The 14,854-nt window shown below is 67.9% G+C and carries 11 protein-coding genes (1 of these 11 only partly in view); 2 read left to right on the top strand and 9 right to left on the bottom strand.

Annotated elements, in window-relative coordinates:
• The 6 genes from ligD to GLA29479_RS08295 all read right to left on the bottom strand — a co-directional run.
• Positions 1 to 1,614, bottom strand: the 5' portion of a protein-coding gene (gene ligD, locus GLA29479_RS08325; RefSeq protein WP_425599978.1) for a non-homologous end-joining DNA ligase. Its footprint begins 24 nt before the window's first position; 1,614 of the gene's 1,638 nt are visible here — the first part of the coding sequence; the start codon lies at positions 1,612 to 1,614; its stop codon lies beyond the left edge, outside the window.
• 42 nt (positions 1,615 to 1,656) lie between these two features.
• Positions 1,657 to 2,547: a non-homologous end joining protein Ku gene (ku, locus tag GLA29479_RS08320; protein ID WP_057918075.1), complete on the bottom strand. Its 891-nt coding sequence runs from the start codon at positions 2,545 to 2,547 to the stop codon at positions 1,657 to 1,659.
• A 256-nt stretch (positions 2,548 to 2,803) separates the two neighbouring features.
• Positions 2,804 to 3,412, bottom strand: coding sequence for a hypothetical protein (locus GLA29479_RS08315; protein ID WP_057971314.1), 609 nt, complete (start codon positions 3,410 to 3,412; stop codon positions 2,804 to 2,806).
• Positions 3,375 to 3,833 carry a low affinity iron permease family protein gene (locus tag GLA29479_RS08310; protein ID WP_057971313.1) on the bottom strand — a complete coding sequence of 153 codons (459 nt, stop codon included), beginning with the start codon at positions 3,831 to 3,833 and terminating at the stop codon, positions 3,375 to 3,377. The genes GLA29479_RS08315 and GLA29479_RS08310 overlap by 38 nt, the downstream gene beginning before the upstream one ends.
• Entirely contained in the window at positions 3,830 to 4,198 is a 369-nt protein-coding gene (locus tag GLA29479_RS08305) for a hypothetical protein (RefSeq protein WP_057918078.1), read from the bottom strand. The genes GLA29479_RS08310 and GLA29479_RS08305 overlap by 4 nt, the downstream gene beginning before the upstream one ends.
• A gap of 1,116 nt (positions 4,199 to 5,314) precedes the next feature.
• Complete coding sequence (locus GLA29479_RS08295) at positions 5,315 to 9,736, bottom strand: DEAD/DEAH box helicase (RefSeq protein WP_057971311.1); 4,422 nt, start codon at positions 9,734 to 9,736, stop codon at positions 5,315 to 5,317.
• A gap of 240 nt (positions 9,737 to 9,976) precedes the next feature.
• On the opposite strand from GLA29479_RS08295, the gene GLA29479_RS08290 reads away from it, so the two are divergent.
• Both GLA29479_RS08290 and cueR read left to right on the top strand, forming a co-directional pair.
• Positions 9,977 to 12,493, top strand: coding sequence for a heavy metal translocating P-type ATPase (locus GLA29479_RS08290; protein WP_082638406.1), 2,517 nt, complete (start codon positions 9,977 to 9,979; stop codon positions 12,491 to 12,493).
• A gap of 11 nt (positions 12,494 to 12,504) precedes the next feature.
• A complete protein-coding gene (cueR, locus tag GLA29479_RS08285) occupies positions 12,505 to 12,954 on the top strand; it encodes a Cu(I)-responsive transcriptional regulator (RefSeq protein WP_057971310.1) in 450 nt (149 codons plus the stop codon).
• A gap of 371 nt (positions 12,955 to 13,325) precedes the next feature.
• Here cueR and GLA29479_RS08280 read toward each other — a convergent pair whose 3' ends face one another.
• From GLA29479_RS08280 to GLA29479_RS08270, 3 genes are all read right to left on the bottom strand, one after another.
• Entirely contained in the window at positions 13,326 to 13,616 is a 291-nt protein-coding gene (locus tag GLA29479_RS08280) for a hypothetical protein (protein WP_031373913.1), read from the bottom strand.
• Positions 13,617 to 13,627: 11 nt separating this feature from the next.
• Positions 13,628 to 13,867, bottom strand: a complete 240-nt coding sequence (locus GLA29479_RS08275) for a hypothetical protein (RefSeq protein WP_031373914.1) — start codon at positions 13,865 to 13,867, stop codon at positions 13,628 to 13,630.
• A 210-nt stretch (positions 13,868 to 14,077) separates the two neighbouring features.
• Entirely contained in the window at positions 14,078 to 14,833 is a 756-nt protein-coding gene (locus tag GLA29479_RS08270) for an SDR family oxidoreductase (protein WP_057971309.1), read from the bottom strand.
• Positions 14,834 to 14,854 lie beyond the last annotated feature (21 nt).

The following is a 14,854-nucleotide window of genomic DNA, read 5'->3' as shown; positions in this document are numbered from 1 at the left end:
CTGCGCGGCCGCGACGGCGGCGCTCAGGTCGGCGGCCCGTTTGTCCTCGCGCAGCCGCACGAAGCTGGCCTGGCGGATCAGGCCTTCCTTGCCGCGTCCACGCGAATGCACGTCGACGACCAGTTCCGGCGCGACCCAGCGCACCGAACGTCGCGGAAACGGCACGTGCCCGGGCAGTTCCACCGCTGCCTGTTCGCTGTGCAGCGCCTGCAGGCGCTTGCTCAGGCTGCGCAGCGCCGCATCGCTGAAACCGCTGCCGACACGGCCGACATACGCCAGACCGTCGGCGCCGGGCCGGGCCAACAGCAGGGAGCCGAACCCCTGGCGGCCGCGCTTCGGCGGCGTATGCCCGACGACGATGAATTCCTCGTCGGCGACGTGCTTGAGCTTGATCCAGGCCTGGCTGCGGCCACCGTGGTAAGGCGCATCGGCGCGCTTGCAGATGATGCCTTCCAGGCCGGCCTTAACGCTCGCCGCCAGCACCTGCCCGGCATCGCCTTCGACATGTTCGCTGAAGGCCAGCGCGTCCGAGGTCGAGGCCGCCAACACCTCGCGCAGCAAGCCTCGGCGCTGCTCCTGCGCCGCGCCGCGCAGGTCGATGCCGTCCAGATACAGCAGGTCGAAGATCACATAGCGCAGCGAATCCAACTGCCCGGATTCGAGCAAGCGCTGCAACTCGCCGAAATCGCTGCGGCCGCTGCGGTCGGAGGCGATCAACTCGCCGTCGAGGATCGCGCTGCGCACCGACAGGCCAGCGATGGCCTCGGCCAGGTGCGCGAAGCGCTCGCTCCAATCGACCTTGTTGCGCGATTGCAGGCGTACGCCACGCTGGACGTAGGCGAGCATGCGATAGCCGTCCCACTTGACTTCGAACTGCCACTCGCTGCCGCTCGGCGGGCGCTCGCGCAAGGTAGCCAGCTGCAATTCGACGTCTTTCGGCATCGGCGCCGCGACGGCACCGGCGATCTTCGCCGCGACGTTGCGCCAGACTCCGGAACTACGCACCCCGGACCCGCGTGACCCAGCCCCGCGTGCCTTGGCGCTCGCCGCTCGCGACTTTCCGGCGACCTGTTTCGGCAGCGGCGCCGCGGGTTGGGCGATCGCGGCGGGCTCGTCGAGCATGCGGTCGGCGTCGCTGTCGCGCGCATGCTCGTCGCTGCGCTTGATCAGCAGCCACTGCTGCTGTTTGCCGACGGGCCGGGTCCGCACCAGGGTGAAACGGCCGTGCAGGCGCTCGCCGTCGAGTTCGAAATCGAGCTTGCCGGCGGCGATCTGGTCGAGTGCGTCGTCGTCGGTGCGCCAGGTGCCATGATCGAAGATGTCGACATGGCCGGCACCGTACTGGCCTTCGGGAATGTCTCCCTCGAAATCCGCATAGGACAGCGGGTGGTCTTCGACCTCGACCGCGAGACGGCGCTCGCCGGCACGCAACGACGGCCCCTTCGGCACCGCCCAGCTCTTCAGCACGCCATCGGCTTCCAGGCGGAAGTCGTAGTGGCGGGCCCGCGCATGGTGCAACTGGACGACGAAGATCGGCGCCTTGCGCCGCCCTCGACCTGCGCGGCCGCGGTCGGCATCCGGCTCCGGCGTGGCGTCGAAGCGGCGTTTGCGCACGTAATCGCGCAGAGTCACGGCGCAATCCTCACAGCCGCGCCGTCACGCCGACTTGCGCGTGCGCTTCTTGGCCGCCTTCGCGGTCTTCTTGGCCGGGGCTTTCTTGGCCGCGCGCTTGCCCGCACCCTGCCCGCCCTTCTTCTCCAGGCTGCGCTTGAGCAGTTCGGCGAAGTCGATGACGTTGGTCGCGGCGTTTTCCGGCAGCTTGGTTTCGTCGCTGGGCTTGCCGCGCACGACCTTCTTCGACTTAACCCGCTGCTCGATGACCTTGTGCAGGCGTTGGCGGAAGTCGTCCTTGTAGCTGTCCGGCTTCCATTCGCCGCTCATCGACTTGATCAACTGCTCGGCCATCTCGACCTCGCGCGCGGATATCTTCCACTTCGCCATGCCGCCCTCGGGCAGCTTGTAATCGCTGGGGTCGACCAATTCCTGGGCGTAGCGCAGGATCATCAGCATCAGGGCGTCGTCCTGCGGCACCACCGCCGCCAGGTATTCGCGGGTGCGGATCACCACCCGGCCCACGCCGACCATGCCGGTGCGCTTGAGCACCTCGCGCAGCAGGACGTAGCCTTTCTCGGCTTTCTTGCCGGGTTCGAGCACATAGGGCTTCTCGTAGAACTCGGCGCCGATCGAAGCGGCGTCGACGAAGGTATCGATATCGACGGTTTCCTTGTGGTCCGGCGCGGCCGCGGCGATATCGGCCTCCTCGATCACCACGTAACTGCCCTTGTCGTACTCGAAGGCCTTGACGATTTCCTTCCACGGCACTTCTTCGCCGGTCTCTTCATTGACCCGCTCGTAACGGATCGGCGCTTTGTTGCGGCTGTCCAGCATGCGGAAATGCAGGTCGACGCGGCGCTCGCCGGTCATCAGTTTGACCGGGATGTTGAGCAATCCGAACGACAGGGTTCCGGTCCAGATCGGGCGCGCCATGGCTACCTCGCAAGGCCGGCCTGGATCGCCGGCGGGAACATCGGGTCTCGACTGTGCCGCCGCGGGCGTTGAACCGAGGTGAATGGCGACCCCCTGCGCAGACCGTCTGTCCCGATTTCGCGCTCGCACCTCGGCGAGCGTCGCTCCGCGGTGGCGCCGCTACGGGTCGCAACGTTCCTGAGTTGCCGCGACCGGCTGCATTCGCGTGAGCGAACCGTGACCGGCCGCGACAACCCAGGGCCGCGCTCCCCTGCAATCACAACATCTGGCTGCGGGCCTGTTCCGCCCGAGCTGCGCCGATCGCGGTCTCGACCTGCTTGATTTCCTCGGGCGGCGGCAGAACCGCCGGCAAACCGAGCGACTCGATCCACAACTCGCGGGTCCAGCCGGTCGTGTGATAGAGGTGATGATCTTCGTCGGACTCGACCGCTTCATGAGCCTGCTTGAGCACCTCGAGGCCATCGCCCTTCGCGTGCTCGACCAGGTGCCCGATCAGCTCCCAATTCATGTGGTCCTTGGTCTCGGCCAGCACCACGCATTCGGCCGCGACCAACTGTGCGGCCTCGCGATCGCCGGCTTTTTGCGCCATCCGGATGGCTTTCTCCAGCGATTGGCCGATGTGGCCGACGACCTCGCGCCCCGGGCTACGTTGCTTCGGGTCCAGGCCCAGCTCTTTGAAGACGTTGAGCAACACCTTCTCGTGGGTGCGGGTCTCGTCCAGATAGCCCTGCCACTCTTTGTGCAGGTCTTCGTTGACGGCGCATTCGACCGCCGCCTCGTAGATCTTGATGCCGCCCTGTTCGGTTTCCAGAGCTTGCAGCAGCAACTCACGAACCTGCGGGGCGTGCGGCTGGGTCTTCTTCATCCTGGTTCTCCTGTTGAGGCGAAAGGGTTTGTCCATCGGCTCCGATGGGCCGGCGCTTGCGGGCGCCGCGTGCGAGCTGTTCGTAACGCTCGCGGAATTTCTCCAGCGTTTCTTCGTCGAGCTCCTCCAGGTCGAGCAAGGCGTTTTCGGCGGCCTCGGTCGCGCGAATCAACTCGTCGAGCTTTATCTGCACCGCGGCGGAGTCGCGGTTCTGCGAGTTCTGGATCAGGAACACCATCAGGAAGGTGATGATGGTCGTCCCGGTATTGATGACCAACTGCCAGGTGTCGCTGAAACCGAACAAGGGGCCGCTGACTACCCAGACCAGCACCACGCCGACCGCGAGACCGAAACACAGCGGATGCCCGGTAAAACGGGAAGCCGCCTTCGCGCCGTGTTCGAATGCATGGCGCAGAGTCATGGGCGCGAACTCCGTTGTTCGAGCCGGCCCCAGGCCGCCTCTACCACCGTGCGGGCTTCGTCCCAATCCAGGCGCGAGGCGCCGCGGGTGCGGCGATAGCACACGCCGATGCCGTCCTGCATTTCCTCCAGCGTCCGGCCGCGACTGCGCATGTAGGCGTCCAGGCCCAGTTTCACCGCCGGCTCGTAGTCGCTGTAGCGCAAGCCCGGTCGATCGACCAGGCCGCGATAGTGGTTGCGCCAGTAGGCCAGTTCCGAATCGAGGTCGAGCACCGCCAGCGGCAGCGCCGAATCCGCGGCTTCCGTGGTCGACGAGTCGATCGTCGAAATATCCGTCTCGTGAGAACGGTTCGCATAGACGGTCATGGTCGACTCCTAGAGCGAGAACCCGGACGCATGGCGAGCGATCAGATGCGCGGGCGGGATCGAACGGGGTGGCGATCACCCGGTGCCACGATGACTCCGCGACACGCTCGCCGTTCGACGGATCGATCTCAAAACCTACAGTGCCACCGTAGACCGCGAAGGCGACGTTACGGTCGCAACGATTTGTTCGCCATGCGTTCATCAACGTCATGGCGATTACACGCGCAGGCTTAACGCTTCAGCGAAAAATGGCGACCGAGTTCGCAGGCGTGGCTATCGATATGGGGAAATGGATCGATTGGTCCGCTGAACGGGCTGGGGATCGCCGACCATCCAGTAGATGCCGCTCTTTCATCTCGGGGTAGGAGCGGCGCGAGCCGCGACCTCTTATGGGGCGACGCGGGCCCATCCTTGCCGCGGTCGCGGCTTGCGCCGCTCCTACCCTCGGGCCGCCGGCGGCTGTTGCTGTGCTTGGCTGTTGCTTTGCGCGGTTTATAACTCGCGAGACCGATGGACACCCGGAGGGCGGCGCGCAAGGATGCGCGCCGTGAGCCACCGGGACATGGATGTCCCGTGTGGCGCATGCCTGCGTCGGCTTCGCACGCGCGGGCTCTTGATTCAAAGAAAAGCATTTTTCTTTGGTTACCTTTCTTTTGTTGCTTATGACAAAAGAAAGTAACTCGCCCGCTTGCGGGCGAAAGCTCCTTGCGTTTGATCCTAAGCATTAGAAGCTAGTAGCTTCCAGCAAGACCAAGATCAAACGATAGAAGCTTCCGCCACTAAAGCGGCGGGTAACTTTCTTTTGTCATAAGCAACAAAAATCCGTCTGGATTCCCTTCGGTCAAAGGTCACCAAAGAAGTTGCTTCTTTTTGAATCATAAGCCCGCACGAGCGGCGCACACGCGGGGATCTACATACGGGACATCCCTGTCCCGATGAAAAACGGCGCGCATCCCTGCGCGCCGCCCTCCGGGTCTTCGTCTGCCTTCGCGAGTGCGAGGCTGCGCATAGCCAGAACGGAGCCGGCGAAACAAGGAGTAGGAGCGGCGCAAGCCGCGACCGTGGCAATGACCGACTCGCGTAGCAGCACGATAGACGTCAGCGACGTGCTAGCGATCAACGCAGCGCCAGATTGCGCATGACCTCGTCGATGCTGGCCTCGGCCGCTGCGGCGGCGCTGCCCGGTCGGCGCAGCAGCAAGCGATGGACCTCGCGCTGGATGTCGGCAGGCAACTCGACCAGTTCCTCGACCTGACCGGCCAACAGACTCGCCACCGCCACGCCGTCGCGGAAGGCGATGCGCGCACCGGGGATGCGCGGCACTTTTACCCCGGCGAGCACGCTGCCGGTGAGGTTCAGCGGGTCGGCCGCGGACACGCAGACCACCGCGCTGTCGCGATCGCGCTGACGGATCTGGCGCAGGCTGTTGACCGCATCGGGCAAAGCGAATTGCTCGCCGGACATACCGCTGACGAAACGGCCGCCGCGGATTTCGCCGCGCGCTTCCAGGCGCCGGTAGACCCGCAGCAGGTCGCGCCAGGGCGGGAGCCAGGCGGCTTCGCGCTGGATCAGGCGCCAGAACACCACCCCGTAGCGTTCGAGCAACCGCCAGGCGATGTGCTCGTTGGCTTCGGCGTTGCGCGCCGCGTCGGCAGGCGCGCCCTCGCCTTCGGCCGGCCCGGTCAGCGACCAGCGACCGGCGTCCTGCAGGTCGGTCAGCAGGGCGCGGCGACGGCGGGCACCGTGGGTCGATACACGCTTGGACGGCGGTACCAGCAAGGCGCGCAGGCCGGCGTAGCTGTCGCAGGTAATGCGGCCGCGGGTAACCAGTTCGCCGAGCGCTTCTTCCAGTTCGGTGCGCAGCAGATGCGCATCGCGTTCGAGTTCGTCGAAGAACGACGCGCCGCGCGCTTCGAGCGCGGCGAGGACGCGTTGCGCGCGCGAGGACACCGGCGCCGGATCGGCCTTGCGGCCGGCGGCGAGGCGCCAATCGGCCAACGCGCGCCGCGGCAGCAGCACGATCGGCGTCTGCCGCACGCTCGGCACGCCTTGCGGCACGGGCGCGGCCGCTGCGCCATTGGCGATGCCTGCATTCGCATCCGGACGCAGGCGCGCCCAGGTCACCCGGCCGGCACTGCACAGTTCGTCGAGCCAGCTCGAATCGTAATCGGCGATACGCGCCGGCAGCAGCTCGCTCTCCCACACCGACGCCGGCGCTTCATAGCCTTCGAGCTGTTCCAGCACCGCGCGCAGGGCCTGCGGCCCGTGCATCCGCGTCGCAGCGGCCAAATGCTGCCAGTCGAACAGGAAGCGGGCGAAATCGCGCGGCTCGACCGGCTCGATCTCGCGCCGCAGGCGGCCGACGGTGTAGCGGTGAATGCGCGCGAGCAGATGCCGTTCGCACCATTCCTCGTCGCCGCCGAGCAGGCTGTCGCGGCCGAAGCGGCCGCGCATGACGTAGCCTTCCTGCTCCAGGCGCAACAGCGCCAGTTCGATCTCGCCGGCATCGCGGCGGCTGTCGCGAGCCAGGGCCGCGACCGTGGTCGGGCCGAGCGCGGTCAGGCGCGAGCGCAGCAGCTCGACCAGAGCCTCCTCGCCGCTCCACGCCGTCGCCAGGTATTCCTCGGGCACCGCCACCGCCGGCTCGGCCAGGGCGTCGGCGAACAGTGCGCGCGCCTGCGGCAGGCTCTCGGTCGCGACCCACCACGCCGGCGCGGGATCGCTCGCCGACAGGCGCAAGGCGGTGGCGCGGCCGCTGTCGGCCAGCGCGGTCAGCCACCGCGGCCAATCGTTCGCCGCCGCTTCGGCGATGGTGACGAAGCCGAGCCCCATCAGCGCCTCGTGCATTTCGTCGGCGTCGCGGACTTCCGGCCAGGCCTCGCCGCGGACCGCCTCGATCGCCTCGGGATCGAGCCGGCCGAGGTCCCCGGCGCTGTCGGCCTCGGCATAACGCCGCGCCATCACCGCCTGGGTGCGGCGCTCCTCCAGCGGCGCGTCGTCGAGGAAAGCGTACGGGCGCGCGTTGATGGCTTCGGCGGCGATCGGCGACGGCGCGGTGACATCGCGCCCGATCACCTGCACCTCGCCCAGCTCCAGCCGGCGCAGCATGCGCAGCCAACCGGCGCTGTCCATCGCTTCGTACAGGCAGTCGTGCAAGGTCTGCGCGACCAGCGGATGGTCCGGGACCTCGCGTTCGCCGACCAGATTCTCGGCGCAGGCGACCTGGTCCGGGAACACCGTCGCCAGCAAATCTTCACTCTTCATCCGCTGCAACTGCGGGGCGACCTTGCGGCCGCCGACGAAACGCGGCAGGGCCAGCGCGGTGGTCGCGCTCCAGCGCCAGCGCACCGCGAACAGCGGCGCATCCAGCAAGGCCTGGGTCAGCACGTCCAGGGCCGAAGCCGAGTGCAGATAGCGGGCGACGTCTTCGAGCGGGAAGCTGTGGCTGGTCGACAGCGACAGCACGATCGCGTCCTCGGTGGCCGCGGCCTGCAATTCGAAATTGAACTTGCGGCAGAAACGCTTGCGCAGGGCCAGGCCCCAGGCGCGGTTGATGCGGCTGCCGTAGGGCGAGTGGATCACCAGTTGGGTGCCGCCGGATTCGTCGAAGAAGCGCTCGAACACCAGTCGGTCCTGACTCGGCACCACGCCCAGCGCCTGGCGCGTGCGGCCGAGGTAGTCGACGACTTGGATCGCGGTCTCGGCATCGAAACCAAAGGCCTCGCTGAGCGAACGCGCGGCTTCGCCAGCTTGCGGCGATGCCGCCAGCAAGTTCTCCACCGCCTCGCGCAGCCGCGACACGCTCGCCGACAGCTCGTCGCTGCGGCCCGGCGCTTCGCCGAGCCAGAACGGAATATTCGGCGGCTGGCCCTGCGCCTCCTCCACCCGCACCCGCCCCGGCTCGACCCGCAGGATGCGATAGCTGACGTTGCCGAGCTGGAACACGTCGCCGGCGAGGCTTTCGATGGCGAAGTCCTCGTTGACGTTGCCGATGGTGACGGCCTCGGGTTCGAGCAGCACCGTGTAGTCGCCGGTATCGGGAATGGTGCCGCCCGACATCACCGCGGTCATGCGGCTGCCGCGTCGCGCGCGCAGGCGGCCGTGCACGGCGTCGCGATGGATATAGGCCGAACGCGGCCCGCGCCGGGTGGTGAAGCCGTCGGCCAGCATGCGCACGACCGCATCGAAATCCTTGCGCTGCAGCCCGGCATAGGGCCAGGCGCGGCGCAGGCAGGCGTACAGCGCGTCCTCGCCCCATTCCTGCGAGCCGACCTCGGCGACGATTTGCTGGGCCAATACGTCCAGCGGCGCCGACGGAATCTGCAAGGCGTCCAACTCGCCGCGGCGCACGCTGTCGAGCAAGGCCGCGCATTCGACCAGGTCATCGCGCGACTGCGGGAACAAACGCCCTTTCGGCACCCCGCCGACGTGGTGGCCGGCGCGGCCGACGCGTTGCAGGAAGGCGGCGATCGCACGCGGCGAACCGAGTTGGCAGACCAGGTCGATGTCGCCGATGTCGATGCCCAGTTCCAGCGAGGCGGTCGCTACCAGCACCCGCAGTTCGCCGCGCTTGAGCCGCTGCTCGGCGTCCAGGCGCAGCTCGCGCGCCAGACTGCCGTGGTGCGCGGCGACCGCGTCCTTACCGAGGCGGTCGGCGAGATGGCGCGCGGCGCGTTCGGCCATGCGCCGGGTATTGACGAACACCAGGGTAGTGCGGTGTTCGCCGACCAGAGCCGCCAGGCGTTCGTAGACTTCGTCCCACTGCTCGTGCGACATCACCGCCGACAGCGGCGAGCCCGGCAATTCCAGGGCCAGGTCGCGCTGTTTGGCGTAGCCGATGTCGACGATCGCGCAATCCGGGCGGCCGGCCGCGTCGACCGCATCGGCGCCGACCAGGAACCGCGCCACTTCGTCGATCGGCTTCTGCGTTGCCGACAAACCGATCCGCACCGGCGGCTGTGCGCACAACTCGCGCAAGCGCTCGAGGGTCAGGCTGAGATGGCTGCCGCGCTTGTCGTCGGCGACGGCGTGGATCTCGTCGACGATCACCGTACGCACGGTCGAGAGCATGGCCCGGCCCGATTCCGAGCCCATCAACACGTACAGCGACTCCGGCGTCGTCACCAGGATGTGCGGCGGCTTGCGCCGCATCGACTGACGTTCGCTCGCCGGGGTGTCGCCGGTGCGCACCGCGGTGCGGATGCCCGGGTCGTCCAGGCCCATGCCGCGCAGCGCCTCACCGATCCCGGCCAGCGGCGCTTCGAGATTGAGGTGGATGTCGTTGGACAAGGCCTTCAGGGGCGAGACATAGACCACCACGGTCTCGTCGCGCAGGCCTTGTTCGAGCCCTTCGCGCACCAGCGCGTCGATCGCCGCCAGGAACGCGGTCAAGGTTTTGCCGGAACCGGTCGGCGCCGCCACCAGGGTGTTGCGCCCGGCGCGGATCGCCGGCCAGGCGAGTTCCTGGGCCTGGGTCGGCGCCGAAAACGCCGAGCGGAACCAGGCGGCGATGGCGGGATGGAAGTCGTCGAGGACCATGCGTTCGCCGCGTCGCCGCGGCCTCGGGTTGTCCAGCCTAGATGGGGTCGATTCTGGCATCCCAAAACCGCGACGAGGCCGGAATCGGAGGGTTGGCGCCTGTCCGGTGAACGATTCAGCACGGTCGCGGGCGCTCACCAGGTAGCGGACCCTCGTCACGCCGGCCGAAGCTTGACCTTCCCATCATGGGAAGCCCCAACCTGCCCGGCATCCGAACAGGACTTCCGAGAGGACTCCCGCATGAATGCCGCTGCACACCCGACCCCGCAACATCCGACCGCCGAGACTGCGCCAAGACCGGCCGGCCATTCCCTGCGTTTCGGCATCGCCGGCATGACCTGCGGCTCCTGCGTGGCGCGGGTCGAGAAGGCCCTGCTCGCGGTACCCGGGGTCGACCGCGCCAGCGTCAACCTGGCGACCGAAACCGCCGAGCTAGGCTCGGCCACGGCCGTCTCACCCGCTGAGATCGAACGCGCGGTCGTCGCGGCCGGGTACTCGATCGCCACCCGCGAGATGGTGCTGGAACTGCGCGGCATGAATTGCGGTTCCTGCGTCGGGCGGATCGAGAAAGCGTTGAGCGCGGTGACAGGTGTGGTTGCGGCCTCGGTCAATCTGGCGACCGAACGCGCGACGGTGAAGGTCTTCGACGGTGTCGAACCGGCCGCGTTGATCGAAGCCGTCAAGCGCGCCGGCTACGCCGCCGCCCTGCCCGTCGCGGCATCGTCCGATGACGACCATGGCGACGGCGGGACACCGCAGGCCGCCAGCCGCGCCGAAACCGCCACCGCGCCGGCGGCGCCGATGTCGCGCGAGACCCGTCACCTGCTGATCGCCGCGGCGCTGTCGCTGCCCTTGGTCGCACCGATGCTCGGCCTGTTGTTCGGCCAGCATTGGATGCTGCCGGGCTGGCTGCAGTTCGCGCTCGCCACGCCGGTGCAGTTCTGGCTCGGTGCGCGCTTCTATCGCGCCGGCTGGCATGCCCTGCGTGCGCGCAGCGGCAACATGGACCTGCTGGTCGCGCTAGGCACCAGCGCCGGTTATGGCCTGAGCCTGTATCACCTGCTGCGCGGCGATACGAGCGCGCTGTACTTCGAAACCTCGGCGGTCATCGTCACCTTGATCCTGCTCGGCAAATGGCTGGAGGCGCGCGCCAAGCGCCAGACCACCGCGGCGATCCGCGCGCTGCAGGCACTGCGTCCGCTCAGTGCGCGGGTGTTGCGCTCCGGCGTCGAGACCGAATTACCGATCGCGCAATTGCGGGTCGGCGACCGGGTCGTGGTGCGGCCGGGCGAGCGCATCGCCGCCGACGGCCGCATCGTCGAGGGCCGCAGCCATGTCGACGAATCGCTGATCACCGGCGAGTCGCTGCCGGTGGCGCGCAACGAAGGCGAACGCGTCACCGGTGGCGCGGTCAACGGCGAAGGCCGCATCGTGGTCGAAACGCTCGCGGTCGGCGCCGAGAGCGCCCTGGCGCGGATCATCCGCCTGGTCGAGGACGCACAGGCGAAGAAAGCGCCGATCCAGCGCTTGGTCGATCAGGTCAGCGCGGTGTTCGTGCCGGTGGTGATCGTGCTGGCGCTGGCCACCCTGCTCGGTTGGGGCCTGTCCACCGGCGATTGGAACCAGGCCATCCTCAACGCGGTCGCGGTGCTGGTGATCGCCTGCCCTTGCGCGCTCGGCCTGGCCACGCCGACCGCGATCATGGCCGGCACCGGCGCCGCCGCTCGCGCCGGCCTGTTGATCAAGGATGCCGAGGCGTTGGAACGTGCGCACCGCATCGACACCGTCGCCTTCGACAAGACCGGCACCCTCACCGTCGGCGAGCCCGTGCTGGCCGAACTGATCGCCATCGACGGCGACCGCGACGCGGTGCTGGCGCAAGCCGCGGCGCTGCAATCGGGCAGCGAACATCCGCTGGCCAAAGCGGTGAGCGAGGCCGCCGCCGGACTGACCCTGCCCTCGGCCTCGGCGGTCGTCGCCGTGCCCGGCCGCGGGCTGCGCGGCCGGGTCGACGGCCATTCATTGCTGCTCGGCAGCACCCGCATGCTCGAAGAGCTGGGCGCCGAGCTGTCGCCGTGGCGCGCACAAGCCGAACGCCTGAGCGCGAGCGGACACAGCGTGTCGTGGCTGGCGGCCGAGGCCGAAGCCGAAGCCGAAGCCGAAGCATCCGGCGGCGCCGCCGAAGTGCGCTTGCTCGCCTTGCTCGGCTTTCGCGATGCACCGCGCCCGGATGCCAAGGCCGCGATCGCGCGTCTGCATGCGCTGGGCCTGCGCACTGTAATGATCTCCGGCGACCATGCCGGCGCCGCGCGCAGCATCGCCGATGCGCTTGGCATCGACGAAGTGCGCGCCGACGTGCTGCCGGAGCAGAAAGCCGCGGTGGTCGCCGAACTGGCGCGGCGCGGCACGGTGGCGATGGTCGGCGACGGCGTCAACGATGCGCCGGCGCTGGCCGCGGCCGACGTCGGCATCGCCATGGGCAGCGGCACCGACGTGGCGATGCAGGCCGCCGGCATCACCCTGATGCGTCCGCAACCGGGCCTGGTCGCCGATGCGATCGATATTTCGCGCCGCACCACCCGCAAGATCCGTCAGAATCTGTTCTGGGCATTCGGCTACAACGTGGTCGGTATCGCCCTGGCGGCGATCGGCTGGCTCGATCCGATCATCGCCGCCGCGGCGATGGCCTTCTCCAGCGTCAGCGTGCTCGGCAACACCCTGCTACTGCGCCGCTGGCGCCCGGCCGACGGCCGATGAGGACCGCATCCATGCCCCGTACCGCATTACCGCCCGAACTCGCCCAGGCCAAGGCCGACGGCCTGCACAACATCGGCGAAGCCGCCACCCTCAGCGGGGTCAGCGCGAAGATGATCCGCCACTACGAAAGCATCGACCTGATCCCGCCGGCCGGGCGCAGCATCGCCGGCTACCGCTTGTACAGCGACAACGACGTGCACCGCCTGCGCTTCATCAAGCGTTCGCGTTCGCTGGGGTTCGCGATCAAGCAGATCGAGACCTTGCTGGGGCTATGGGACAACCGCTCGCGCGAAAGCGTCGAGGTCAAGCGCCTGGCCCTGGCCCACGCCGAAGAGCTCGCCGGCAAGATCCGCGAGATGCAGACCATGCAGCGCACCCTGGAGGAACTGGCGCACCGTTGCCACGGCGACCATCGGCCGGATTGCCCGATCCTGGAGGATCTGGCGGCGCCGAAGACCTGAGCGCCGTAGGAGTTTCAAGGGCTTCAAGGGTAGGAGCGGCGCGAGCCGCGACCGTGATCTGCGGCCGCGGTTGATGCTCCATGCACGCTGCGCCAATCAGGGGTGCTGTCGGTTGCAGGCACAGGCGCCGCAGCTCGCACTGGCGCAGTCGCGGCTCACGCCGCTCCTGCAAAACTCCGGGTAGCGACGCCGTTACCCTGTAGGAGCGGGCTGAGCCGCGACCGTGATCTCTGGGCCGCGGTTGACCCGCGGTGCAGATAGAGCGCGACACACGCGTCGGCTATAGGGACATACGTCGCCGCGCATTGCCGCAGTCGCGGCTTGCGCCGCTCCTACCCTGGTCTACCCAGGCTTGGCCCGGTCTGCGCTTATCAAGCGTGATTACGCGTCGCCGCCGCCAGCGCCTGGCGGGTTTCCTCGCCGTCGCGCCTGCCCATGGCTTCGGCGGTCTCGGCGAGCCAGCGCTTGGCCTCGTCTTCGCCGTCGCTGTCGACCCGGCGCAGATACTCCGGGGCGATCCGCGCCAGTTCGTCGCGCAGGCGTTGCGCACGCTCGTCGTATTGGCGGATCAAGGCGTTCTCGTCGGACGCCTCGATCGCACCGATTTCGCGCATCGCCTGCAACCGTTCCAGCCATTCGCGACGGCGCTGCTCCGGGTCCATCGCCGCGCGGCTCAATTGAAGCCGATGTCGTAGGCCGTGTTCAGCACGAACTTGGCCGCTTCGGGCAGATCCGAATCCTGCGCGGCGTCGTTGGCCAAACCGAGGAATTGGTCCGCGGCGCCGGCGACGAAATCGCCGATCACGCCACCTATCTCCCTGCCGATCATTGTGCCCAAGGGGCCGCCGAGCGAACCGATGCCTGCGCCGAGTGCCTGACCGATGCCGCTCGCTAGATCGCCGAAAAGGGACATGACAATTCCTTTGTTGGGGGATGGCGTGGTCCAGTGTCGCCAGCAGCCCATCCGGGTCAATCTGGGATTGACCCTAGGCGTGCGCACCCGCGATGCTGAATCGGCGACCGTTCGACAACATGAACGAGGCGCTGGCCTCTGCGCATGCGAGGAATCTCATTGCACGACGCACGCGTACCGCCCAACGTCGCCAGCTGATGCGCAGCCCACTTAGTTGAGCTTGGCCACCCACGACAGCGGCAAACGCTTCATCAACCAGCCAAGCAAGGCCCACGGCCACCACGGCACGTAAGCCTTGGCCGCTTCCTTGTCGATAGCGCGCACCAGCAAACGACAGCCAGTGGCCTCGTCGATGATGTACGGGGTCTGCTTGGCCGGCGCCTGGTCGTTCATTTCGGTGCGGATATAGCCCGGGAAAATCGTACTGACCTTGATCGAAGGCTTGCGCAGCATGTCGGTGCGGATGCCTTCGGCGAGCGAGGCGACGCCGGCCTTGCTGGCTGCATAAGCAGTGAGGCCGCCGCGCATGCCGCGCATCGCGCTCATCGACGAAATCAGCACCAAATGGCCGAGCCCGGCTTCGCGGAAGATCTCCATCGCCGCCTCGCACTGCGCGAGCGCGGCGAGGAAATTGGTCTCGACGATGCTTCGATTAAGGGCGAACTGGCCCTTGCCGACAGGCGCGCCCTGGCCGATGCCGGCATTGACGATGATGCGGTCGATGGCGCCGAGTTCGGCGCGCAGAGAACGGAACACCGCGAACACCTGCTCGTGATCGTTCACATCGAGACTGCGGATGGCGACGCGGATACCGGGATGCGCGGCCTCCAGTTCGGTCTTGAGCGCTTCCAGGCGATCGAGGCGTCGCGCACACAGGGCCAGGTCGCTGCCGGCACGGGCGAACTCGCGCGCCATGCCGCGGCCGAGCCCGGAACTCGCGCCGGTGATGAGGATGTGTTTGCGCATGCGGCCGGCTCCGGAAGCGGT

This window comes from Lysobacter antibioticus (genome assembly GCF_001442535.1).
Lineage (GTDB): Bacteria > Pseudomonadota > Gammaproteobacteria > Xanthomonadales > Xanthomonadaceae > Lysobacter > Lysobacter antibioticus.
The sequence above is the reverse complement of the archived record's forward strand: the minus strand, read 5'-3'. Positions and strand labels throughout refer to the sequence as shown.

Coding starts and splice junctions, on each gene's coding strand:
- ku (WP_057918075.1), bottom strand. CDS start 2,547: ATGGCGCGCCCGATCTGGACCGGAACCCTGTCGTTCGGATTGCTCAAC.
- GLA29479_RS08315 (WP_057971314.1), bottom strand. CDS start 3,412: ATGAAGAAGACCCAGCCGCACGCCCCGCAGGTTCGTGAGTTGCTGCTG.
- GLA29479_RS08310 (WP_057971313.1), bottom strand. CDS start 3,833: ATGACTCTGCGCCATGCATTCGAACACGGCGCGAAGGCGGCTTCCCGT.
- GLA29479_RS08305 (WP_057918078.1), bottom strand. CDS start 4,198: ATGACCGTCTATGCGAACCGTTCTCACGAGACGGATATTTCGACGATC.
- GLA29479_RS08295 (WP_057971311.1), bottom strand. CDS start 9,736: ATGGTCCTCGACGACTTCCATCCCGCCATCGCCGCCTGGTTCCGCTCG.
- GLA29479_RS08290 (WP_082638406.1), top strand. CDS start 9,977: ATGAATGCCGCTGCACACCCGACCCCGCAACATCCGACCGCCGAGACT.
- cueR (WP_057971310.1), top strand. CDS start 12,505: ATGCCCCGTACCGCATTACCGCCCGAACTCGCCCAGGCCAAGGCCGAC.
- GLA29479_RS08280 (WP_031373913.1), bottom strand. CDS start 13,616: ATGGACCCGGAGCAGCGCCGTCGCGAATGGCTGGAACGGTTGCAGGCG.
- GLA29479_RS08275 (WP_031373914.1), bottom strand. CDS start 13,867: ATGTCCCTTTTCGGCGATCTAGCGAGCGGCATCGGTCAGGCACTCGGC.
- GLA29479_RS08270 (WP_057971309.1), bottom strand. CDS start 14,833: ATGCGCAAACACATCCTCATCACCGGCGCGAGTTCCGGGCTCGGCCGC.